Source organism: Acinetobacter sp. KH_038, assembly GCF_057839405.1.
In genome coordinates, this window is sequence record NZ_CM174489.1 from 497066 (window position 1) to 519542 (window position 22477).

The 22477-nt window shown below is 43.3% G+C and carries 22 protein-coding genes; 17 read left to right on the top strand and 5 right to left on the bottom strand.

What is annotated here, in order from left to right:
• Positions 1 to 51 precede the first annotated feature (51 nt).
• From mazG to AC3IT7_RS02325, 12 genes are all read left to right on the top strand, one after another.
• Positions 52 to 864: a nucleoside triphosphate pyrophosphohydrolase gene (mazG, locus tag AC3IT7_RS02270; protein ID WP_489249251.1), complete on the top strand. Its 813-nt coding sequence runs from the start codon at positions 52 to 54 to the stop codon at positions 862 to 864.
• Positions 824 to 1240 (top strand): ComEA family DNA-binding protein, encoded by a 417-nt coding sequence (locus tag AC3IT7_RS02275; RefSeq protein WP_489249252.1) that lies wholly within the window; start codon positions 824 to 826, stop codon positions 1238 to 1240. The genes mazG and AC3IT7_RS02275 overlap by 41 nt, the downstream gene beginning before the upstream one ends.
• A gap of 136 nt (positions 1241 to 1376) precedes the next feature.
• Positions 1377 to 2849: a polynucleotide adenylyltransferase PcnB gene (gene pcnB, locus AC3IT7_RS02280; RefSeq protein WP_489249253.1), complete on the top strand. Its 1473-nt coding sequence runs from the start codon at positions 1377 to 1379 to the stop codon at positions 2847 to 2849.
• Positions 2846 to 3331 carry a 2-amino-4-hydroxy-6-hydroxymethyldihydropteridine diphosphokinase gene (gene folK, locus AC3IT7_RS02285; protein WP_489249254.1) on the top strand — a complete coding sequence of 162 codons (486 nt, stop codon included), beginning with the start codon at positions 2846 to 2848 and terminating at the stop codon, positions 3329 to 3331. The genes pcnB and folK overlap by 4 nt, the downstream gene beginning before the upstream one ends.
• Before the next feature lie 52 nt (positions 3332 to 3383).
• The gene (panB, locus tag AC3IT7_RS02290) at positions 3384 to 4193 is read left to right on the top strand and encodes a 3-methyl-2-oxobutanoate hydroxymethyltransferase (RefSeq protein ID WP_253101008.1); all 810 of its coding nucleotides are present in this window, start codon (positions 3384 to 3386) and stop codon (positions 4191 to 4193) included.
• A gap of 1 nt (position 4194) precedes the next feature.
• A complete protein-coding gene (panC, locus tag AC3IT7_RS02295; RefSeq protein ID WP_489249255.1) occupies positions 4195 to 5043 on the top strand; it encodes a pantoate--beta-alanine ligase in 849 nt (282 codons plus the stop codon).
• Between the two features lie 19 nt (positions 5044 to 5062).
• Positions 5063 to 5914 (top strand): RNase adapter RapZ, encoded by an 852-nt coding sequence (gene rapZ / locus AC3IT7_RS02300; RefSeq protein ID WP_475653981.1) that lies wholly within the window; start codon positions 5063 to 5065, stop codon positions 5912 to 5914.
• On the top strand, positions 5911 to 6180 hold the full coding sequence (locus tag AC3IT7_RS02305) for an HPr family phosphocarrier protein (RefSeq protein WP_034438008.1): 270 nt from the start codon (positions 5911 to 5913) through the stop codon (positions 6178 to 6180). Before rapZ ends, AC3IT7_RS02305 begins: the two co-directional genes overlap by 4 nt.
• A 2-nt stretch (positions 6181 to 6182) precedes the next feature.
• Positions 6183 to 6716 carry a ribosome biogenesis factor YjgA gene (gene yjgA / locus AC3IT7_RS02310; RefSeq protein WP_475653980.1) on the top strand — a complete coding sequence of 178 codons (534 nt, stop codon included), beginning with the start codon at positions 6183 to 6185 and terminating at the stop codon, positions 6714 to 6716.
• Positions 6717 to 7438: 722 nt separating this feature from the next.
• Positions 7439 to 8707 carry a sensor histidine kinase gene (locus tag AC3IT7_RS02315; RefSeq protein ID WP_489249256.1) on the top strand — a complete coding sequence of 423 codons (1269 nt, stop codon included), beginning with the start codon at positions 7439 to 7441 and terminating at the stop codon, positions 8705 to 8707.
• Between the two features lie 84 nt (positions 8708 to 8791).
• Positions 8792 to 11542, top strand: coding sequence for a bifunctional [glutamate--ammonia ligase]-adenylyl-L-tyrosine phosphorylase/[glutamate--ammonia-ligase] adenylyltransferase (gene glnE / locus AC3IT7_RS02320; protein WP_475653978.1), 2751 nt, complete (start codon positions 8792 to 8794; stop codon positions 11540 to 11542).
• A 24-nt stretch (positions 11543 to 11566) separates the two neighbouring features.
• Positions 11567 to 12493 (top strand): branched-chain amino acid transaminase, encoded by a 927-nt coding sequence (locus tag AC3IT7_RS02325; protein ID WP_475653977.1) that lies wholly within the window; start codon positions 11567 to 11569, stop codon positions 12491 to 12493.
• Positions 12494 to 12540: 47 nt separating this feature from the next.
• On the opposite strand, the gene AC3IT7_RS02330 is transcribed toward AC3IT7_RS02325, so the two are convergent.
• Entirely contained in the window at positions 12541 to 13710 is a 1170-nt protein-coding gene (locus tag AC3IT7_RS02330) for a nucleotide sugar dehydrogenase (RefSeq protein WP_489249257.1), read from the bottom strand.
• A 194-nt stretch (positions 13711 to 13904) separates the two neighbouring features.
• Here AC3IT7_RS02330 and AC3IT7_RS02335 point away from each other — a divergent pair, with 194 nt between their 5' ends.
• From AC3IT7_RS02335 to AC3IT7_RS02355, 5 genes are all read left to right on the top strand, one after another.
• On the top strand, positions 13905 to 14675 hold the full coding sequence (locus tag AC3IT7_RS02335) for a glycosyltransferase family protein (protein ID WP_475653976.1): 771 nt from the start codon (positions 13905 to 13907) through the stop codon (positions 14673 to 14675).
• 150 nt (positions 14676 to 14825) lie between these two features.
• A complete protein-coding gene (locus tag AC3IT7_RS02340) occupies positions 14826 to 15458 on the top strand; it encodes a hypothetical protein (protein WP_489249258.1) in 633 nt (210 codons plus the stop codon).
• A gap of 2 nt (positions 15459 to 15460) precedes the next feature.
• The gene (locus AC3IT7_RS02345) at positions 15461 to 16273 is read left to right on the top strand and encodes a glycosyltransferase family 25 protein (protein WP_475653974.1); all 813 of its coding nucleotides are present in this window, start codon (positions 15461 to 15463) and stop codon (positions 16271 to 16273) included.
• 6 nt (positions 16274 to 16279) lie between these two features.
• Positions 16280 to 17338: a glycosyltransferase gene (locus tag AC3IT7_RS02350; protein WP_489249259.1), complete on the top strand. Its 1059-nt coding sequence runs from the start codon at positions 16280 to 16282 to the stop codon at positions 17336 to 17338.
• Positions 17339 to 17359: 21 nt separating this feature from the next.
• A complete protein-coding gene (locus AC3IT7_RS02355) occupies positions 17360 to 18397 on the top strand; it encodes a glycosyltransferase family 2 protein (protein ID WP_489249260.1) in 1038 nt (345 codons plus the stop codon).
• A gap of 36 nt (positions 18398 to 18433) precedes the next feature.
• Here the strand turns inward: AC3IT7_RS02355 and AC3IT7_RS02360 are convergent, their stop codons facing one another.
• The 4 genes from AC3IT7_RS02360 to AC3IT7_RS02375 all read right to left on the bottom strand — a co-directional run bounded on the left by AC3IT7_RS02360 (position 18434) and on the right by AC3IT7_RS02375 (position 22382).
• Positions 18434 to 19315: a lysophospholipid acyltransferase family protein gene (locus AC3IT7_RS02360; RefSeq protein ID WP_489249261.1), complete on the bottom strand. Its 882-nt coding sequence runs from the start codon at positions 19313 to 19315 to the stop codon at positions 18434 to 18436.
• Positions 19316 to 19333: 18 nt separating this feature from the next.
• Entirely contained in the window at positions 19334 to 19555 is a 222-nt protein-coding gene (locus AC3IT7_RS02365; RefSeq protein ID WP_286380156.1) for a hypothetical protein, read from the bottom strand.
• Positions 19556 to 19669: 114 nt separating this feature from the next.
• A complete protein-coding gene (gene aspS / locus AC3IT7_RS02370; protein WP_475653425.1) occupies positions 19670 to 21454 on the bottom strand; it encodes an aspartate--tRNA ligase in 1785 nt (594 codons plus the stop codon).
• 163 nt (positions 21455 to 21617) lie between these two features.
• On the bottom strand, positions 21618 to 22382 hold the full coding sequence (locus tag AC3IT7_RS02375; protein ID WP_489249262.1) for a DUF4184 family protein: 765 nt from the start codon (positions 22380 to 22382) through the stop codon (positions 21618 to 21620).
• Positions 22383 to 22477: the final 95 nt, after the last annotated feature.

Consider the following 22477-nt stretch of genomic DNA (forward strand, 5'->3'; position numbering starts at 1 on the left):
CAAGAAACAGGCAGATTGACGCGACTATTTAGTAAAGAAGAGGTTTTAAACGTGGAACAATTGCTTAGTATCATGCGTGAATTACGTGAAAAATGCCCATGGGATCAGCAGCAGACTCCCGAATCTCTGACCCAATATGCGATTGAAGAAGCCTATGAAGTAGAAGCTGCGGTACGCTCTGCTAAAGTGGAAGATGTGCGCGATGAACTGGGCGATCTGCTGTTACAGGTGGTGTTTCAGGCGCAAATGTACAGCGAGCAGGGTGCTTTTAATTTTCAGGATGTGGTGCAGGCCATTAGTGACAAGCTCATCCGCCGACATCCACATGTGTTTCAGGCGGAACAGGTTGCAAAATTAAGCCCGGAAGATGTCTCTCAGCTCTGGCAAGATATCAAGCAAAAAGAAAAACAAGGCCAGCCGCGCTCACGTTTAGATGAGGTCAAGCATGCACCTGCTCTGCGACAAGCCGAAGCGATTCAGAAAAATGTCGCGAAAATTGGTTTTGATTTTGCTGATGTCGCAGGGGCCTATGGCAAATTAGAAGAAGAACTGGCCGAGCTTAAACAAGCGGTTGCCGGACAAAATTCCGATGAAATACAGGATGAATTTGGCGACTGCTTATTTTCTCTGGTCAATGTTGGCCGTAAACTTGGGGTCTCGAGCGAAATAGCATTATTGGGCACGATCCATAAATTTCGGACTCGCTTTGCCTTGATGGAACATCAGGCAGAAAAATTACAGCTGAATATCGAAAGCCTGTCATTGGCTGAGTTGGATCAGCTCTGGGAACAGGCTAAATTAGAATTAAAACAAAGAGCGGCGCATGAATACACATCAATATCAAACAGGTCCGACGTGGATTAAGTTTTTTCTGCTCAGCTTTTGGCTGGGTTTTGTGTCAATCGGGACGGCACATGCAACCGCGACCGATTATATGCAATGGAAGACCAGACAGCAGCAACATGATGCGCGGCTCAAACAGCAAATGGCAGTGGCCACAACAGACCACTATCTGGCAAAACCGGGACTTTCGGTGCAAGCTGCAGGCGATAAAATCAGCCTGAATAGTGCAAATATTGAGCAATTGCAACAGTTGCATGGCGTGGGGCTAAAGAAAGCCCAAGCCATTGTCGAGTACCGGCAGAAGAACGGTAAATTCAAAAGCATTGAAGACATTCAGCTGGTCAAGGGCATTGGACCAGCATTATTTGCCAAAAATAAAGCCAGACTGGCTTTGTAAATAGCGCGAATTAACTCTACATCCTTGATCAATCCGAAGTGCAGGATTGACATAATCAAATTGCCCTTTAGCCGTGTAAGCGATATGATTAGCGTCATCTTAGAATTTTACGTTCAGACGTAGGAGACAGCGTCTTTTGCAAACTTTGCGCGCGTCAAAATGTGGTTTATCAACCGCTCAATTACCTTCTTATATTCTCGATGTGATTGATGCCTTAAACAAGGCAGGCTATGAAGCTTATATCGTGGGTGGTGGTGTTCGGGATCTTATGTTAGGTTTGAATCCTAAAGATTTCGATGCAGTCACCAATGCCACTCCGGCTCAGGTCAAGGAAGTTTTCGGACGACGTTGTCGAATTATCGGACGGCGTTTCGAACTGGCGCATGTCTATTCAGGGCGGGAACTGGTTGAAGTCGCGACCTTCCGTGCGCCACCTAAAAAAGCAGTCACCTCGGCAGCGGGGATGATTCTGCGTGATAATAACTGGGGTAGTATCGAACAGGATTTTGCCCGTCGCGATTTCTCGATCAATGCGATGTATTACCAGCCACGTAAAGCGATTGTGCTGGATTTCTGCAATGCCGTAGACGATATTCATAGCAAGACTTTACGCCTGCTGGGCGATCCGGCCTTAAGATTTGAAGAAGATCCGGTGCGGATGTTGCGTACCTTGCGTTTTGCTGCCAAATTGAATTTCAATATTGATGAAGCAATTCTGGATATCTTTACTCCGGAAATGACCCAGTTACTGCGTGATGTTTCTCCGCACCGACTCTATGATGAGTCGCAGAAATTATTCACCATGGGACATCTGAATCGTGTGCTGCCCATGCTGATCGATTTCGGCATCTGGCCTCAGCTCTTTGCCGATATCAAACCTGAGATCACGCCGTTTATGGAGCGTGCTGCGAAAAATACCGATCAGCGTATTTCGATTGGCAAGACCATCAACCCCGCGTTTTTCTATGCGGTACTGTTGTGGCAGCCATTCCTGGAACGTTGTGAGTTTTATCTGAATAAAGGTGTGGTGGCAGCAGAAGCGCGTGCTCAGGCAGGTCTGGATGTATTAAAACGTCAGGCCACGCGTACCATTATTCCACGCTTTGCCGAGACTTTTATTCGTGAAGTCTGGGAAATGCAAACCCGATTGCTGAATCCAAAACCGCAGCAGATTGAAGCCTTATCCAGCCATGCGCGTTTCCGTGCCGGCTTTGACTTTTTACTGTTGCGTGAAAAATCAGGTGATGCGACTGCGCAAGGCATGGGCAGCTGGTGGGATGCCTACCAGCAAATGAGCGGTGACGAGAAAGAACGGGCGATTAGCCAGTACAATCGTCAACGTGCCAAGAGCCGTCGCAAGGCCAGCCAAGAAGAGCATCTGGAACAGAAACTGACCCAACAGCAGGATCTCACCGAGATCGAACCGTTGGTAAATGAACCTGAACCACGCAGTCGCCGTCCACGCAAAGCCAAGTTTGAAGACAAGGCCAAAACCCTGTCGCATGTGGCAGCCAGTGCCAGTGGTGAAATTGGTGCTGACCATCCGATTATGAAACGTAAGCGGGTGAAACGTGATTTAACTCAAGTGGTGTTTGGGCCAACGCAATGATCGTGACGTATATTGGCCTGGGCAGTAACCTGGGCGATTCACGCCAGATTCTGGCACAAGCCGTGCAGAAGCTTGCCACATTGGGTCAGGTGAAAACTTCAGATTTGTACCAAAGTCCACCGATGGGACCACAGGATCAGCCGAATTACCTGAATGCTGTGGTTCAGTTGTGTACCACGCTGGCACCGCTGGAATTACTTGATCGTTTGCAAGCCTTCGAGCAGGAAGCCGGTCGGGTGCGTTTGCGTCATTGGGGTGAACGTACGCTGGATCTGGACTTGCTGATTTACGGTGAAGAGCAGATTCAGAATCAACGTCTGACGGTACCGCATGTTGGCGTATTAGAGCGTGATTTTGTCTTGATCCCGCTTCTGGATATTGAGCCTGAAATGCAAATTAAAGCAACTTCCCTAAAAGATCTGGACATCGTCAAACAATCGAAGCTTAAGGTACTCGATGATGGCAACTGGGCAAATATTTAGGTTTAAGTTATTGGTATGTTCGTGAGAACTTCAATCATAGAGGAACATCTTGATGGTCAGTCTGAGTGATTTAAGACGCTTCAAAGCAGAGGGACGCAAATTTTCATGCCTGACTTGCTATGATGCCAGTATGGCCAAAGCAATGGAAATTGCCGAAGTAGACAGTATTCTGATTGGCGATTCCTTGGGAATGTCAATTCAGGGCCGTGATTCGACTTTGCCCGTGACTGTCGCAGATATGGCCTATCATACTGCTGCGGTACGCCGTGGTAACCAGCATGCCTTTATCATGACTGACTTGCCATTTATGAGCTATGCCACCCTGAATGATGCCTTGCAAAGTTCAAAAACTGTAATGCAGGCCGGCGCGCAAATGGTGAAAATGGAAGGGGGTGCTTGGCTGGCAGAAACCGTGCAGGTGCTGACTCGCAATGGTATTCCGGTGTGTGTACATCTGGGTTTAACCCCGCAGTCGGTACATGTCTTTGGCGGTTATAAACTGCAAGCCCGTACCCGTGAGGCAGCGGATCAGCTGATTGCAGATTGTAAAGCTGTGGTTGAGGCAGGCGCTGCGCTGTTGCTTTTGGAATGCGTACCGGCACAACTGGGCCAGGAAATTACTGAACTGTTCCCACAGATTCCGGTGATTGGTATTGGCGCAGGGGCGGCCACTGATGGTCAGGTACTGGTGGTACAGGATATGCTTGGCTTGACCTTTGGCCATACCGCAAAATTTGTCCGTAATTTTATGCAGGAACAATCCGGTGCTACTGCCATTTTAGATGCCTTTAAGGCCTACCATGCTGCAGTCCTCGATGGCTCGTTCCCGGCACCAGAACAAACTTTTCAGGTTGAACTATAAGATGAAAACAGAAACCACCATTCAGGGACTTGCGGCCTCACTTAATCCGGCACGTGCCAACCGCAAGATCATTGGTTTTGTACCGACCATGGGCAATCTGCATCAGGGACATTTAAATCTGGTGCGCGAAGCACGTAAATTGTGTGATGTGGTGGTGGTCAGTATCTTTGTCAATCCGATCCAGTTTGGGCCCAACGAAGACTTTGACAACTATCCGCGTACGCTTGAGCAGGATCAGCAGCTTCTGGCAGAGGTGGGTTGTGATATCGTCTTCGCACCGACGGTGGAGCAAATGTATGGCAAAAAACCACGTCTGACCAATATTAGTGTCTCTGAGATCACCAATGATCTGTGCGGTTTACAGCGTCCGGGCCATTTTGATGGGGTTGCGGTGGTGGTGACTAAATTGTTTAACATTGTTCAGCCAAACTATGCATTCTTTGGGCAAAAAGATTATCAGCAGTTGGCGGTGATTCGTCAGTTCGTCCAAGACCTGAATATTCCGCTAGAAGTGATTGGTGTGCCAATTGCACGTGCAGAAGACGGTCTGGCCTTAAGTTCCCGAAACGGTTACCTGAGCAAAGAGCATCGTGAAACAGCACCTGTGATTTATCAAAGCTTAAAAAAGGCTGAACAGCAGTTACAGGCAGGCATAGAGCTGGATCTGGTATTGGCAGAAATTCGCCAGACTTTAAGCAATGCTGGCTTCGTTATAGATTATGTTGAAGCCCGAACTCCAGAATTACAAAAAATTCATACGTTTAATCAAGATGTTGTGTTATTTGTAGCTGCAAAGATAGGTAATACACGCCTGATCGATAACCTGCAGGTCAAATACACCGGCGGATAGAATCAAAGGATGGGTATGCATGAAGCGCATATTAATTGTGACGGGACAATCCGGTTCGGGTAAATCATCTGCATTGCAGGTGCTTGAAGATCTAGGTTATTACTGTATTGATAATTTGCCTTTGGCCTTACTTCCAGAAATTGTGGCGAAACTCGACAGTGAAAACAATCTGGAGCAATTGGCGCTGGGAGTGGATGTACGCAGTACCCGTGCCGATTTGCAGGAATTTGATCATGTCTTTGAACAGCTGCAACAGCATGGCTCGGTTGATATTATTTATCTGACCACGCAGGATCAGGGACTGATCGCCCGCTTTAGTGCCTCGCGTCGACCACATCCGCTGGCTTCGCGTTTTAAAAGCCTGAACGAGTGCATCCAGGAAGAAAAAATCCTGCTGATGCCCATTCAGCTGCGTTCTACCGTACACATTGATACCACCGATAAAAGTGTGCACGACCTGAAACATACCTTATTGACCAAGTTGGGACAGACCGATAACCTGATCCTGATTTTACAGTCTTTTGGTTATAAGCATGGAATTCCGCTGGATGCCGATTATGTCTTTGACGTGCGGCATTTACCCAATCCGCATTGGGAGCTGGAATTGCGCAAGTTTTCAGGACTCGATCAACCGGTGCAGGAATTTTTGCAAAAAAGTGATCAGGTCGAGGATATGTTTAATGATATTTATCATTTCCTGGACAAGTGGCTGCCCACCTTTTCCGAAGGACATCGCCATTATATGACTGTGTCGATTGGCTGTACCGGTGGTCAGCATCGTTCTGTTTATATTGTGGATAGACTAAAAAAAGCCCTTGAGGCAAAATGGTCTATTCAAGTCCTCCATCGAGAAATGAAGCACTGGTCATGATTGATACCACTGTTGACGTAATTAATAAACTGGGTTTACATGCACGCGCATCTGGTAAACTTATAGAAGTGACTACCAAATTTCGCTCCAGTATCCAGATTGGCAAAGCGGATAAGCTGGTAGATGCAAAAAATATCATGTCCTTGCTGATGCTCGGTGCGGGCAAAGGAACAACTTTACGCTTGGTGATTGAAGGAGCGGATGAGGACAAAGCCTTATCCGAAATTCAGGCACTATTTGCAGCAAAATTTTATGAGGCAGATTAATCGTGGCACGTCGACCGAACAGTTTAACTGAAGAAGATTTTGATTCTTTAGAGGGACGCGCAAGTAAAACCGAACAGAAAAAAGCAGTCCAGCGTATGGCTGCTTTGGGTGCACAGCTTGCTGAGCTGAGTGCCAAACAAATCAAGAATTTGCCTGTTGAAGAGCGTTTGATTGAAGCATTGCTAGATGTACAGGAAATTAGCTCACATGAAGCCCGTCGTCGCCAGTTTTCACGGATTGGCAAATTACTGCGCAATGAAAATGAAACAGTAATTTTGTCTTATTTAACACCGAAACAAGGTCTTAAAAAGACAGCCCAATTACAACGTTGGGTGGATCGGATTGTTAAAGATGGTGATCCGGCCATCAATGAATTTACCAAAACCTATAATGCGACAGAGCGTCATACCTTGCGCCAGCATTATCTGCGTGTACATCGTGATTTAAAAAATCAGGCACCAGAAGCAGAAGTGAATGCTTCTAAATTAAAGCTGTTTAACTATGTGCAGCAAGTGGCTCTGATTTCAGACAATTAATCGTCTCATCCTGAAAAAAGCGGTCATTGTGGCTGCTTTTTTTTTTATTCTTGAATTTTAAGTTCAGGTAGGAATACTAAAAAATGACTGTGGGGGCATGCATGCTTGTTAAAAAAGCAACTTTTCCAGTATTGATGTAATGCAAGTGATAAAAAGTCACAAAAAAACGGCCATTAATTTGTTAATACATGTAAATTTTTTACAATTCTCAGCCGGGTATTATGCTCTTTTTCTGCACAATACCGACAAAGTTAAAGAACAGAAAAAAGATAATTGTTTAGATATTTTTAAAAATTAAGCGTTAATTCTGAGTTTTATTAGATAGATGAAGCCTTTAATTTTTTATTTTTTTACCAAGATTTAAATTTATATGTTTGAAAACCCGTTAACTTTTATTCAAACAGTGGAAAAGTCAATTTTGAGTATTTTTTGGGCAATACTGTGTTAAAGTAACTTCAAGTAAATATGCTGATGTTCGGCGAGATAGATTAATTTCAAATACTTATATAGAATTTTTTGAGTTATAAATTTTCAAGTTATTCTTAATTAATTAAATATCAGTATATTGCAGTTAGACGTAGATCTGGATCAAAACAGGTTAACAAATCTTTTAAGCTATAGGTGAGTTTTCATCGTCGAGTAACTATAGAATCTTTGTTATTGATTGTATAAATTTGGTCGGCAGTGTTTTCTATATTCCATAAATATTTAGAGAGGCAGACATGGAACTAAAACTGCTAGAGGTCGGTCAGAATACGGAGCTGTTAAGCTCGTGCCGTATATCTCTCATTTTAGGTGTCTATACCTCCAACAACTTATTAGACACCTTCTGTAAGGTCGCCCGTAAAGTTCTGGCTGTTAAAACCAGCATTATTGGATTCCATACGGAACCCTATATCTGGTACAGCTGTCCGCAAGGTTTTCGGGCCTTGCATGCACCCCAGGAGATTGAGCTGCCTGGCTACCTGCAACAGGCAGATGTGGTAGATCAGACTCATCCGCTTTATACAGAACTGTCAAATCACGTGAAAAGTCTTGGTGTAGCGCATCAGAGACTGGTCGCCTTTAATTTGAAAGCCAGTGATGGGCAGTCCTTGGGACAGGTAGTTTTCTTTGATGATCAGACCGAAATGTTTGATCAGGATGATATTTTGACTGTGAAGCAATTTGCTGAAAGTCTTGTTGTTCGCATCAAGCTCAATGAAGAGCATACTGAACTGAAAGAATTGTACGAACAGCAATGTGCGCAAAACTTCAGTACTACCAAATTTTTCCAGATTATTGCCCATGATCTGCGTGCACCATTTCATGGCCTGCTGGGCTTTTCCGAAGTGCTGGCACAGGAACGTGATACCCTAGATGAATCCAGTATTCAGAGTATCGCGGATTATTTGTATGATAATGCGCAATCCACCTATAACCTGCTGGAAAGCCTGCTGACCTGGGCCATGGCTGAAGGTGGGCGTTTTGTTTATCATCCGATTAATTATGAGCTCAAGCAGTCTAGCAAGATTGTCTGTAGCGTCTTACATAGTCTGGCTTTAAACAAGAAGATTGAATTAATCGACAATATTCCTGAGGACATTAAAGTCCATGCGGATATCAACATGATTACTTCAGTGTTGCAGAACCTGGTATCCAATGCGCTAAAATTCACCCCGGTCGATCAAGGCGGCAAGGTGATTCTGGATGCAGAGATGGACGGTGAGCAGGTCAAGATTACCATTCAGGATACGGGTCTGGGCATGACCGAAGAGCAGATGCAGAATCTGTTCAAGCCGACTTTAAAGGTTAGTGTGCGCGGTACGGCGGAAGAAAAAGGTGCCGGTCTCGGTCTGGTGCTGTGCAAGCGCTTTATTGACTTGAACCATGGTCAAATTGGGGTAGATTCTAAAGAAGGTCGAGGCACGACCTTTACCGTGCATTTGCCGATGGTCACCAATGATCATCAGGCGCTGGTGCTGGAAGATCTGCAGGCGGAAAAATCTTAATAGATAAATTTCAAACTAAACCTTCCCCCTGAAACAAAACTCCTGCTATAACTAGGCAGAACGTTTCAGGGGAAGAGTTGAGTGATGAATGCAGCACAATTGCAGAAAACCTTAAGAGCAAGCCAATATGCCGAACAGGTGTTGGCCAATCACCAGAGTCTTCTGGAACAGGATTATGCAATTGACCAGTTTCAGGGTTCGCTGAGTCGCGACTATATTGATCAGCTGGTGCAGCACTGCATCCTGAATATCACAGATGAAGCTGCCTGGATGCGCGCAATGCGTATTCTGCGGGCGCGCCTCATGTTCCGCTGGATCTGGCAGGATGCCAATCAACTCACCGATGTCATCACCCTGACCCGGGAACTCTCCGATTTTGCCGATGCCACGATTTGTGCCGCGAAAGATTTTGCCCGTATTCCGATTGCTGCCAAGTATGGCCAGCCGATTGGCTATAACGGTAAAGTCCAGGAACTTATTGTGATTGCCATGGGGAAATTGGGTGCACAAGAACTGAATCTTTCCAGTGATATTGACCTGATTTTTGCCTTCGGTGAGCAAGGTGAAACAGATGGGCGAAAATGCATTGACGTACAACAGTTCTGTATCCTGTGGGGACAAAAACTGATTCATTTGCTGGATCAGATTACTGCCGATGGTTTTGTGTTCCGGGTCGATATGCGCTTGCGGCCTTGGGGTGATGGTTCGGCACTGGCGATCAGCCATGCCGCTTTAGAAAAATACTTAAGCCAGCATGGACGTGAATGGGAACGCTATGCCTGGATCAAGGCACGTATTGTCAATCCGAGTCCGGAAGGCGATGACCTGCTGGACATGACCCGTCCATTTGTGTTCCGTAAATACGTCGATTACAGCGCTTTTGAAGCCATGCGTGAAATGAAAACCATGATCGAGCGTGAAGTACAACGCCGTAATATTGAGGATGATATTAAACTCGGTGCTGGTGGGATTCGCGAAGTCGAGTTTATTGTGCAGGTGTTTCAGCTGATTTATGGTGGGGCCAAGCTTGAATTGCAGGATCGCCAGTGTCTGGTCAATCTCAATCATCTGGACGATGCTGAACTATTAGATGAACAGGCGGTACAGGATCTGGAAGATGCTTATCTGTTCCTGCGTCGGGTAGAGCATGCGATTCAGGCCCTGCACGACCAGCAAACCCAGTGCCTGCCTACCGAGCCGGATTTGCGCCAGCGCATCGTTGAGACGCTGGGCTTTGATGATTGGGCGCACTTTATGGCTGTGCTGGATCAGAAACGCGCCAAAGTGATCTACCAGTTTGAACATCTGATTAAGGAAAATGAACCGGAAGCTCAAGTCGAAAGTTTTGTCCAGCTGGAAAACAAGCTCAATGCAGTACTGGACGATAATGCCAAGAATCTGGTGCATGAGTTCTGGCATGGTCATACCCTGAAAAAACTGCCAGCCAAAGCCATCCAGCGTTTAAAAACTTTCTGGCCTTATCTGATTGAAGCGATTCTGGAATCTGCCCAACCGCAAATGGCCTTGATGCGTCTGATGCCACTGGTGGAATCCGTGATGCGTCGTACCGTCTATTTGGTGATGCTGATCGAGAGTAAAGGGGCTTTGCAGCGTCTGGTAAAAATGGCAACGGTCAGTCCGTGGATTTGTGAAGAGCTGACCCATTATCCGGTACTGCTGGACGAATTCCTGTCAATGGACTTCGAATTACCACAGCGCAAGGATCTGGAAGATTCTCTACGACAGCAACTCTTGCGCATTGAGATTGATCAGGTCGAAGACCAGATGCGGGTGTTGCGCCTGTTTAAAAAATCCAATGTCCTGGCCGTCGCTGCCAGTGATGTACTGGCCGAAAGTCCACTCATGAAAGTTTCTGATGCCTTGACCGATATTGCCGAAGTGTCGGTCAATGCAGCCCTGCATCTGGCCTATCAGATTGTCGCGAAAAAGCACGGTTTTCCACTGGATGCTGAGGGCAAGCGCTGCTCAATCGAACATACCGCTTTTGCCGTGATTGGTTATGGCAAAGTGGGGGGCATCGAGCTGGGTTATGGCTCGGATCTGGACTTAGTGTTTATTCACTTTATGGGTGAACAGGCCGATACCGATGGACTCAAGCCGATTAGCGGCTTTGAATTTGCCATGCGCGTGGCACAGAAATTCATGTCTCTGATGACCACGCAAACCCTGGATGGCCGTGTCTATGAAGTGGATACCCGTTTGCGTCCTTCTGGTGAGGCAGGTCTTTTGGTGACCAGTCTAAAAGCCTTTGAGCAATACCAGTTCAAGAGTGCCTGGTTATGGGAGCATCAAGCGCTGGTACGTGCCCGTCCGATTGCTGGCGAAATGTGCCTGCGACAAAAGTTTGAAGTGTTGCGCCGTGATATTCTGATCCAGCCCCGGGATGAAAATTATGTGCGGGCAGAAGTACTGAAAATGCGTCAAAAAATGAAGGATCATCTGGGCTCTTCCAAAGCACAAAAAAAAGATGGAATTTTTCATTTAAAACAAGATACAGGTGGTATCGTAGACATCGAATTTATGGCACAGTATGCGGTGTTGGCCTGGAGTGGGACGAATAAAGATCTCGCCCATTTCTCCGACAATGTACGAATTCTTGAGGATGCCGCAAAATCAGGTTGCTTATCCAGCGACGATGCGACTGCTCTGATTCAAGCTTATCTCCGTGAACGCGCCGAGAGCCACCGCTTAGCCCTTGCAAATCAATCCATGCAAGTGTCTGCAAGCGACTGGCACGATACCCGAATGACCGTTTGCAAGTTATGGCAAAGACTAATTGATCCGAGTGCAGACTTTGCACTGGATAGTGAATAATTGTGAAAAATTGGAGTTTGTGGCATGAATTTGGCTGATCGTGATGGTTTCATTTGGCAAGATGGACAACTAGTTGACTGGCGTGAGGCGAAAACTCACGTATTAACGCATACTTTGCATTACAGCATGGGTGTGTTTGAAGGCGTCCGAGCTTATGAAACTCCGAATGGCACGGCTATTTTCCGTCTAAAAGAACATACCAAGCGTTTGTTGAATTCTGCAAAAATTTATCAAATGAAAGTTCCATTTGATCAAGCGACTTTGGAACAAGCTCAAATTGATGTGGTACGTGAAAATAAACTGGCATCTTGCTATTTACGTCCGATCATTTTTATCGGTTCTGAGAAACTGGGAATTGCTGCAACAGACAATACCATTCATGCAGTGGTTGCTGCCTGGAGCTGGGGCACTTATCTGGGTGAAGAAGCGATGGCGAAGGGTATTCGTGTAAAAACTTCTTCATTCACGCATCATCATCCGAACGTGACCATGTGTAAAGCCAAAGCCTCAGGTAACTACACCCTGTCTATCCTTGCACATCAGGAAGTGGCCCAGTCTGGTTATGACGAAGCAATGCTGCTTGATCCACAAGGTTATGTATGCCAAGGTTCAGGCGAAAATGTCTTCCTGGTACGTGATGGCGTGATTCATACCCCTGATGTGGCAGGTGGGGCACTGGACGGTATTACTCGTCAAACCATCATTACCATTGCCAAAGACCTTGGTTATGATGTGGTTGAGCGCCGTATTACCCGTGATGAATTCTACATTGCCGATGAAGCATTCTTTACCGGTACCGCTGCAGAAGTGACGCCAATCCGTGAATATGACGACCGTCAAATTGGTGAAGGTGTTCGTGGTCCAATCACCACGCAAATCCAGAAGGCATACTTCGATGCTGTTCAGGGGAAAGACCCTAAATATGCACACTGGTTAACTTATGTAAAATAAGCCAATTGCTGAATCAAAAAGGACTCATTGGAGTCCTTTTTTTATCTCTACTCATCAATCCCGAACACATCCCGGGTATAGATTTTGTCTTGTACGTCATTGAGCAAATGGCATTTACGGTTACAGACAATCAGATCAGCGCGCTGTTTAAATTCCGCCAGGTTCTGAATTACCTTGGAGTTTAAAAACTTCTTTTGCTCTAAACCCGGCTCGTAAATAATCACTTTCATGCCATGGGCTTTCAGATATTGCATGACTCCTTGAATGGCTGAGACTCGAAAATTATCTGAGCCACTTTTCATGCTAAGGCGATAAATACCCACCACTTTGGGTCGGCGCTTTAAAATAGATTCTGCGATAAATTCCTGCCGGGTCTGATTGGCATCGACCACTGCTTTAATTAAGTTACTCGGCACCTGGACATAATTGGCAAGCAGCTGTTTGGTGTCTTTGGGCAGGCAATAGCCGCCATAACCAAAGGAAGGATTATTATAAAACTTGCCAATTCTTGGATCTGAACAGACACCCTCAATTATTTGCCGGGTATCCAGCTGATAAATCTGGGCATAGGTATCTAGCTCATTGAAATAGGCCACACGCATGGCTAAAAAAGTATTGGCGAATAACTTGATTGCTTCTGCTTCGGTCGAGTGGGTAAGCAATACCGGACAATCTTTTCGAATTGCACCTTGTAACAGCATTTCGGCAAACTGCTGCGCCCGGGCAGATTTTTCCCCGACAATAATCCGGGACGGATAGAGATTATCGTATAAGGCTTTGCCTTCGCGTAAAAACTCAGGCGAGAAAATAAGATTCTCGGTGCGATATTTTTGTTTAATCTGCTGCGTGAAACCCACAGGAACAGTAGATTTTATAATCATGGTGGCCAACGGATTAATCGCCAGTACATCTTGAATCACTGCTTCAACACTTTGGGTATTAAAATAATTGGTTTCTGGGTCGTAATCCGTAGGTGTGGCAATAATCACATAATCGGCATGTTGATAAGCATCAGCTTTGCAATGTGTAGCCTGAAAACGCAGTTCGGATTGGCTTAAAAATGCAGAAATTTCAGGATCCTGAATAGGTGAGATTCTTTGATTCAACAGTTGAATTTTCTCAGCCTGAATATCGTAGGCAATCACATCGTGATGCTGGGCAAAAATCATTGCATTGGATAAACCCACATAACCTGTGCCTGCAATCGTAATTTTCATCATTATTTATCATTTTAGTATGTATTTTATCTGCTTCTAATCTGTTGAAAAAATATTCAAGTCTAGTGACAGTTCAATGAAGATTATATTTCTACCGCAGATTTGCGTTAAACTGTGCGGAAATGAAAAGCAATAATCTCAGTTATACGATCTAATGGTATGATATTGATATTGCATGGGTGGATGATGGATGCATGAACGCAAATCAAAATGACCTTAAGACTCAGGGTGAACAGTCATCTGAGCAAAATATTGTGATCTGTATGAAATGGGGCACAAAATATGGGTCTGAATACGTCAATCGTCTTTACAATATGGTGAAGCGACACACTACCGTTGATTTTCAAATGGTATGTCTGACAGATCGTACTGACGGTATTGACCCGAATGTAAAATGCTTCCCAATTCCACCTTTGGCCTTACCTGAAGGTGCGCCTGAGCGTGGCTGGAACAAGCTGTCTACTTTTGAGCCTGATTTGTATGGTTTAAAAGGCAATGCTTTGTTTTTAGACCTGGATGTGGTGATTGTCGATAACATCGATGAATTTTTTACTTACCCGGGTGAGTTTCTGATTATCCATGACTGGAAACGTCCTTGGCGCATTACAGGCAACAGCTCGGTATATCGTTTTAAACTCGGGGCTTTCCCTGGTTTATTGCCGTATTTCCGTGAAAATTTTGATGAAATTCGTCAAAAATTCCGTAATGAGCAAGCTTATTTGTCTTGGTATGTCGATAAGGAAGGCAAGCAGACGTATTGGCCAGACAGCTGGTGCAAGAGCTATAAATATCACTGCTTGCAAAAAATTCCAATGGCTTACTTCAAGCCGCCAGTCAAGCCGGAAGGTGCCAAAATTATTGTATTCCATGGTGAAATTAATCCACCTGATGCAGTCAATGGTGGTGGTGGAAAATGGTACCGTTATGTGTTGCCATCGCAGTGGATTAAGGATGCTTGGCAGTAAGCTGAATCAATGCGAAATTGAAAAGAGATTTAATTTCAAATGCCTGTAAGAAAGAAAAGTAAGTTTGAACAATGGTTTTCATTTAGTCGCCACCAGCGTCGATTTGGGGCAGATCAGGTTTATGCTCAATTTAATGATTTAGATCTTAAGATGCTTAAAAAGCAGATCATTAAGGGTATAGAGACTCGCTATACTCATGGTTCTGCTAAAGATTTAAATGAACATATTGAACAGCTTGAACAGGAATTTGTCGGTCAGTCCGCACTGAATCATTATCATGCCAGTTTAATTGTTCTGATTCGTCGCGAAATTGATGTTCAGAATAATTATGCAAAATTCAAAGCATTATGGATGACTGAGCGTGACTATTTACTAATCTCATTAAATACGCGCTGGTTAATTTCCGCCTGTGATACTTTTATTGATTTAGAAGAAGATCCGCTCTTACAAGCCATTCTGATGAATGCTGTGGTATTGATCAACACGATTAAGCTTCAAGAAACTGAGCGTTTCTTGTGTGATCAATCACTTGAAGTCAATGCACAGCATCAGGACTTATTACAGCAACAACGCTATGCTTTATTTGATGGCACTTCTGCATTTACTGTAGGAACGGATGATACCTTGCGTAATATGCGCTGGCGTCTAGAGCAAATATGTGAGACCCATGAGCTTGGACAAATTGTCATGGAGATTTTTGACAGATTGCAGCTTGATCAGAATAATAATGTGTATTCACGTTTTAAACAGCGTCACACTCGTGAAAAAACGAGATGGTGGTAACTGTGAATATTTTGATTATTAATTTAAAAACCTCGAAAGACCGGTTAGAGTTTCAAAAAAAACAATTTGAAAAATTAGGATTGCATTTTGATGTCTTAGAAGCATTTTCAGTGGCAGACTTGAGTGAAGAACAATATCAAGAACTAGGGTTTGGCTGGCAAAGGCCTTTGCGTAAAGTTGAAGTGGCCTGCTTTCTGAGTCATCAAAAAGCTTGGGAAGAGGTTTTAAAAAGCAATCAATCTTGTCTGATTCTTGAAGATGATGCTGTATTAGCCTCAAATACAAAAGAAATTTTAACTGAAATTGAAAAGCACCACATTCAAGATGTAGATTTAATTAACCTTGAAGTCAGAAGTCGTAAAAAAATTATTAGCCGGACACCTGTATTCACTTTAGATGAGGTTCAGCTTAAATTATATAGTTTGTATCAGGATCGTACTGGAGCAGCAGGCTATATTCTTTATCCAAGTGGTGCGCAAAAATTATTAGACCGTTTGGCGCGGACAGCACCAGCGATTGCAGATGGGTTTATATTTTCTGCGTATGAATTACAATGTTTACAAGCTGAACCCGCAGCGATTATTCAAGAAGATCAGCTTGCTGCTTATGGTCTGATTGCTCAAGTAAGTTTTGATTCAACCATTGGACGCTCTGAACACTTTAAGTCTGAATTTAACTCGATTAATGAAAAAATTAAATTTAAAAAAAGACGGTTGGTGGGGCAGATTGCGATGGCGATGCGCTATTTGCAGGTCATGGGAAAAGCAGAAAAAAGATTGATTAACCTAGATCAAGCAAGATTTATTCAGGATTAGTGCTTCATGAAAAAAACAATCGTATTAGCCATTTTTACTTTACAGGGAAATGGCGCTGAACGTTTTGCTTTAACTTTGGCAAAAGGTTTAATTGATGCGGGTCATGAAGCACACATTGTTTATTTTAAAAATATTATTGATCTACCGATTCCTGAGGGGGTAAAACTCCACTTTTTTGATTATCAGAAATATCGTGCGATTCCAAAATTAATGCGGGCCATTTTTGCAGCAAAAGCATTTGATAATTTTGTATTAAAAAATATTGGGACTCCTGATCTTGTCCTATCAAACTTGTTTCCTGTTGATTTTGTATTATCAAAAAGTCGGTTACCGAATGTTCATTTAGTCATTCATAACACGACGAGTCTGGAATATGGCGAAAGATTAGAGGGAATGAGAAAACAGCTGGAAAAAATTTATTTAGCCAAGCCTTGTGTCGCTGTGAGTAAGGGTGTTGAATCAGACTTTATTGAAATATTTGGTTCAAAAAGTCGTATTACTACAATCTATAATCCGATTGATGTTGAACAAGTAGTCTCAACAGCAAATGAATATATTCCTGATATTGCAAAACCGTATATTGTAAATGTTGGAAAATTTAAGCAGCAGAAGCGACATGATATTTTAATTAAAGCTTATGCAAAAGCCGATGTTCAAGAAAAACTGGTTTTGGTCGGGACTGGTGAGTTATTAGAAGCTTCTAAAAAACTGGTTAAAGATTTGGGTATTGAAGATAAGGTGATTTTTACTGGCTTTCAAAAAAATCCCTATCCATATATTAAACATGCAAAGTTGATGGTTGTATCATCTGACTTTGAGGGTTTTAGTATTGCGATTTTAGAAGCCTTGGCTTTAGGTACGCCTATTATTAGCACTGATTGTCCTTCTGGGCCAAGTGAGGTGCTTCCCTTGCATCATTTGGTCCAAATACGTGATACTCAAAATTTGGCGCTCAAGTTGAATAAATTTTTACAAAGCCCTGATCAATTTTTAGTACATCTTGATGAAAAATTTTCTATCTCTACAGCAGTGAAGCTTTATTTAGATTTAAAAAAGCAAGATTAGCATCTTATTTGGTAGATATTTATGATAGTAGCTCAATCAGGTAGTAGCATTCGTCCATTACTCAGTATTCTTATTCCTGTTTATAATGTTGCTCCTTATTTAGCAGATTGTTTGCATTCAATTTTACCTCAACTTTCTTCAAATATTGAAGTATTGCTTTTAGATGATGCATCGACTGATGAAAGTGCAGATATTTTAAGAGATATACACCATTGCTATCCACATTTAAAAGTTTTCTATCAGAAAGAAAATAGGGGAGTATCTGTTATAAGAAATACCCTTAAGCAATATGCGCAGGGTGAGTATATTTGGTTTATTGATTCTGATGATATTGTCCGTCCAAATGTTTGTCAAATGGTATTAGATGCAATAAAGAATTTCCATGGGGTCGATGTCATTATTGGCGATTACTATCTATGGGAGCCGGCTAAAAATGATGAAATGAGATTGGAAAAAACTTTTTTAGGGAAGATACATCAGCAATTTGAAAATCGTCAAAACCAATTTTTATTTAATTTAAATAAATTAAGAAAGAACTATATTTGGTGTCATATTTATAAATATGACTTGGTGCAGCAAGTCGACTTTCAATTAAGAGCACGCTTTGAGGATATTTTCTTCATTACGGAATTGTCTTTGAAATGTCATTCTTATGTTTATTTGGCTGAACCTTTTATCAATTATCGTTCACGTCCAAATTCGAGTACAACTTCTAAAAAATGTCGTAGTTATCTTAATGACTTTCTAACGGCATTTATTGATCGTCATGAAAAGATACAAAGTATAAATATGCCAATATCCAAAAAAGCTTATATGTACTATAAACTTTATAATAACTATGTGAGTGCTTTAAAAAATATTAAAAATGATAAAACTCTTAAGCATGATGAAAAAATGGAATTGATGAAATATATACAAGCTAATTTTCAATCATCATATGAAGAAATATATCATGATTGTAAATATAATATTGATTTTATTAGAAAGATGCTTTTACAGAAGAAACATCGTCAAGCGATAGCATATTATTCGAAATACCTAGACGCTGTACAAAGTTAATCGTGGACTATTGATATAATAAAAATAAATCTTAAATCATGATAATATTGAGGATGATTTATAGAGATTTATCGCACCCTCTATATTTCTAAACCTTTTATATCCCCACAAATACTGTTCTGGAGCGATATTAATTATGCGCTCCATTTCTTTATTTAAAGTATCGACAGAAAGCTGTAAGTCTTTAGACAAAATATCATCTGATAACGTGGTGACATGAATATCATAACCGGATAAATCTTCACGTCTTAAACAACTCAGCCCAATTACAGAGCATTGAGTTTTAGCTGCTAGTTTGGAAAGAAGCGTAGAAGACAGCGCGTTTTGACCATAAAAATAAGAATAGATTCCACCAGACTCTTTCGGGACATGGTCCGGCAAAATCGCAGAAAAACCACCCTGTTTAAGATGCTTGAATAAAGCACGGACACCGGAATCATCGGTTGGAACCAGTGTCGCATTCAGACGTTGCCGAGCCTCAAGCATGAAACGATCGATGTCTTCATTCTTGCTCGGTTTATACATGATTACAGGGGAGGTGTGTTGATTCACCCAGACATTCAATAGCTCCCACGTGCCAAAATGAGGCACCACGGCCAGACAGCCATGCGGGTTTTTTAAGGCTTGAATGAATAGATCCGAACCATGCACATCACGAATTAAGGACAGCGCATAGTCTGGTGATGAACCCCAAATCTTGACCGATTCTGCATAGGTCATGCACTGGCTTTTCAGACTGCGTTTGCTTAAATCAGCCCGTTCAGCTTCAGACAGTTCAGGATAGGCAGAGGCCAGATTAATCTCGGTGACTCGGCGTGCGGAAGAATGGCTAAGATACAAAAGAGATCCAGCCAGTCGCGCAAGATTCTGAATCAATCTTAATGGAAGTTTGGAGAAGTTTTTCAGTAAGGTGTACATGCTATCCAGATGATCAGATTATACTTCTTTGTCCGGATTGCCCTTCAGCACCATATAAATCAAACCTACAAAAATTAGCAGGGCACCTAAAATACTGCTCAGGCAAAAATACACAATACGTTCATTGGTATCCAGATTGAACAGGTTGTTGGCAAGGATATAGCGCATGAACAGCCATTGAACCACTGAAAATACAATAAGCATAATGCTGCGATTACGAACTGCAGGACGCATAGCCATTGCTAATTACCTTAGATTAAAAACTGTGGCTATTATGCCACTGTTCCAGAGACGACTCAATCACACAAAAAAGCCCCGCACAAGGCAGGGCTTTTTCACTTAAACCTTCAAGAATTACTCTTGAGATTCAGCTTTTGGTTTTTCACGTAAACGAATACCAAGGTCACGCAGTTGGTTTGATTCAACTGGTGCCGGTGCTTGCGTCAATGGACATTCAGCAGTCTTGGTTTTCGGGAATGCAATCACGTCACGAATCGAAGATGCACCAGTCATCAACATCACCAGACGGTCAAGACCGAATGCCAAACCACCATGCGGAGGCGCGCCATAACGTAAAGCGTTCAACAGGAAGCTGAATTTCTCTTCTGCTTCTTCTTCACCAATACCTAAAGCTTCAAAAATTGCTTTTTGCATTTCAAGGTTATGAATACGCAGTGAACCACCACCAACTTCAGTACCGTTCAATACCATGTCATAAGCAACTGAAAGCGCAGCACCCGGGTTGTTCTTCACGTCTTCAACGCTCGATTTAGGCAGCGTGAATGGGTGATGCACAGAGGTCCATTTGCCATCATCAGTTTCTTCGAACATCGGGAAGTCAACCACCCAAAGCGGCGCCCACTCGCAAGTTGCAAGTTTCATGTCATGACCGACTTTGATACGTAAAGCACCCATTGCATCATTGACGATTTTGGCTTTGTCCGCACCGAAGAATACGATATCGCCATTTTCAGCGCCCACACGTTTCAACAGGTCCAGCACGATTGGCTCGATGAATTTTACGATTGGAGACTGAAGACCTTCGATACCTTTTTCAAGTTCGTTGACTTTGATATAAGCCAAGCCTTTCGCGCCATAAATGCCTACAAATTTGGTGTATTCATCAATCTGGCTACGTGGAAGTGAACCTGCACCCGGTACGCGAAGCGCAACGATACGGCCTTTCGGATCTTTGGCAGGACCTGCGAATACTTTGAACTCAACGTCTTGCATCATGTCTGCAACGTCAACCAGTTTCAAAGGAATACGCATATCCGGTTTATCAGATGCATAGTCACGCATTGCATCGGCATAAGTCATACGCGGGAATTTGTCGAATTCAACGTTCAGAAGTTCTTTGAACATCTTGATCGTCAAGGTTTCCATCAAATCCATAATGTCATCGTCACTCATGAACGATGTTTCAACGTCGATCTGGGTGAATTCTGGCTGACGGTCGGCACGCAAGTCTTCATCACGGAAACATTTTGCGATTTGGTAGTAACGATCAATACCACCCACCATCAACAACTGTTTGAACAGCTGTGGTGACTGTGGCAGTGCGTAGAAGCTACCATTTGATACACGGCTTGGCACTAAGTAGTCACGTGCACCTTCAGGTGTAGCACGGGTCAGGATCGGCGTTTCAACATCCAAGAAACCATTGTCTTCGAAGTAGTTACGAATCAGGTTGGTCAGCTTAGAACGGAAACGTAGGCGATCCAGCATTTCTGGACGACGGATGTCCAGGAAGCGGTATTTCAAACGAATTTCTTCAGAAATATTGGTGTTTTCGTCATTCAGCGGGAATGGCGGAGTTTCTGACTGAGCAAGAACTTCAATCTCTTTACCCAAGACTTCAATCTGACCGCTCACCATATTGGCATTTTCTGTGCCTTCATAACGGCGACGCACACGGCCTGTAATTTTTAATACGAATTCTGAACGTACTTTGTCCGCAGTTGCGAATGCTTCAGGTGTATCTGGGTCAATAACCACTTGAACAAGACCATCACGGTCACGCATGTCCAGGAAGATGACACCACCGTGGTCACGGCGACGGTGTACCCAACCGCACAATGTTACGGTTTGGTCAATTTGAGCTTCGGTTAAAGAACCGCAGTAATGAGTTCGCATCATAGCGTTAGAAATCCAACTATATGGGTTAAGGTCAGCGAATACGTAAACAGCGTACCGCTTTTAAGTAAAGGTAGGATTATGCCTCTTTGGGCATGTTGTCACAAGAACTTGGCCCAAAAACAATATCATTTTAAAGTGAATGGGATAAAAGCCAGCTGTTTGATTAACCCATGCGACGGTCGCGATCTAAAAATAAAAACAGCACACATCCCAGAGTGAAAGTCATCAGAAAACCCTGACTGAATTCATTGATGGAACGGCCGGTAAAATAGTACAGATCGGATTGCCAGACCTCTGTCGAGATATAGCGTGCATAATCCCAGACTGAAAACAGGCCGGTAAATATAGAAAGCAGCAATACACCCCAGGTGAATACCTTGATTCTTAGACTAACTGCGAGATATTGCCGATGTTTTTTATAGTAATGCACACTCATCCACAACATAAAAGGTAAAGCTAGAACAGAGGTGCCGATTTGTAAAATCCGGTGCAGCGGATAGGTCTGGCCGAAAATCTGAAATTGTTGTGCTAAAAAGTCATGGAAGGCAAAAGTCCGAAAATCGACATGGGTCAAACCATCCCAGATTAAATGCGTGGCTGTGCCAATCATCACAGCCAGACAAACTGCCAGGAAAAACCTGCATGCTGAAGCAATACTGTGAATCTTCAGCTCATGCTGAATCCCGATAAAGCGGTAAATGACCGGACGATATAAAGCATACCAGATCGCACAAAAGCCCAACCCGATCCACAGGTCCGGGTGAACCAGCGAGGACCATAAATGGGTAATATTTGAAGTGCTCGAGCTAAATAGCCGGTGTAAATCGGGCACCATACAGCCAATCGCCAGCGCAGCAATCGGAAGCCGGTTTCCGCTTAAACGTGAAAGAGGCGGCGCAAGTACAGCATGGGACAGGGTAAAGGGCATAAACGTACTTTGAGCATGAAAAAATTGAGACGACACATTCTAATAAAATATGCAGTGGATTATCGTAAAGGATTGCAAAAATAATGAAATGTTAT

Coding starts and splice junctions, on each gene's coding strand:
- AC3IT7_RS02350 (WP_489249259.1), top strand. CDS start 16,280: ATGAAAAAAACAATCGTATTAGCCATTTTTACTTTACAGGGAAATGGC.
- AC3IT7_RS02315 (WP_489249256.1), top strand. CDS start 7,439: ATGGAACTAAAACTGCTAGAGGTCGGTCAGAATACGGAGCTGTTAAGC.
- AC3IT7_RS02360 (WP_489249261.1), bottom strand. CDS start 19,315: ATGTACACCTTACTGAAAAACTTCTCCAAACTTCCATTAAGATTGATT.
- AC3IT7_RS02375 (WP_489249262.1), bottom strand. CDS start 22,382: ATGCCCTTTACCCTGTCCCATGCTGTACTTGCGCCGCCTCTTTCACGT.
- AC3IT7_RS02305 (WP_034438008.1), top strand. CDS start 5,911: ATGATTGATACCACTGTTGACGTAATTAATAAACTGGGTTTACATGCA.
- panC (WP_489249255.1), top strand. CDS start 4,195: ATGAAAACAGAAACCACCATTCAGGGACTTGCGGCCTCACTTAATCCG.
- panB (WP_253101008.1), top strand. CDS start 3,384: ATGGTCAGTCTGAGTGATTTAAGACGCTTCAAAGCAGAGGGACGCAAA.
- AC3IT7_RS02325 (WP_475653977.1), top strand. CDS start 11,567: ATGAATTTGGCTGATCGTGATGGTTTCATTTGGCAAGATGGACAACTA.
- AC3IT7_RS02330 (WP_489249257.1), bottom strand. CDS start 13,710: ATGAAAATTACGATTGCAGGCACAGGTTATGTGGGTTTATCCAATGCA.
- AC3IT7_RS02340 (WP_489249258.1), top strand. CDS start 14,826: ATGCTTAAAAAGCAGATCATTAAGGGTATAGAGACTCGCTATACTCAT.
- aspS (WP_475653425.1), bottom strand. CDS start 21,454: ATGATGCGAACTCATTACTGCGGTTCTTTAACCGAAGCTCAAATTGAC.
- AC3IT7_RS02365 (WP_286380156.1), bottom strand. CDS start 19,555: ATGGCTATGCGTCCTGCAGTTCGTAATCGCAGCATTATGCTTATTGTA.
- AC3IT7_RS02275 (WP_489249252.1), top strand. CDS start 824: ATGAATACACATCAATATCAAACAGGTCCGACGTGGATTAAGTTTTTT.
- AC3IT7_RS02355 (WP_489249260.1), top strand. CDS start 17,360: ATGATAGTAGCTCAATCAGGTAGTAGCATTCGTCCATTACTCAGTATT.
- AC3IT7_RS02335 (WP_475653976.1), top strand. CDS start 13,905: ATGAACGCAAATCAAAATGACCTTAAGACTCAGGGTGAACAGTCATCT.
- folK (WP_489249254.1), top strand. CDS start 2,846: ATGATCGTGACGTATATTGGCCTGGGCAGTAACCTGGGCGATTCACGC.
- glnE (WP_475653978.1), top strand. CDS start 8,792: ATGAATGCAGCACAATTGCAGAAAACCTTAAGAGCAAGCCAATATGCC.
- rapZ (WP_475653981.1), top strand. CDS start 5,063: ATGAAGCGCATATTAATTGTGACGGGACAATCCGGTTCGGGTAAATCA.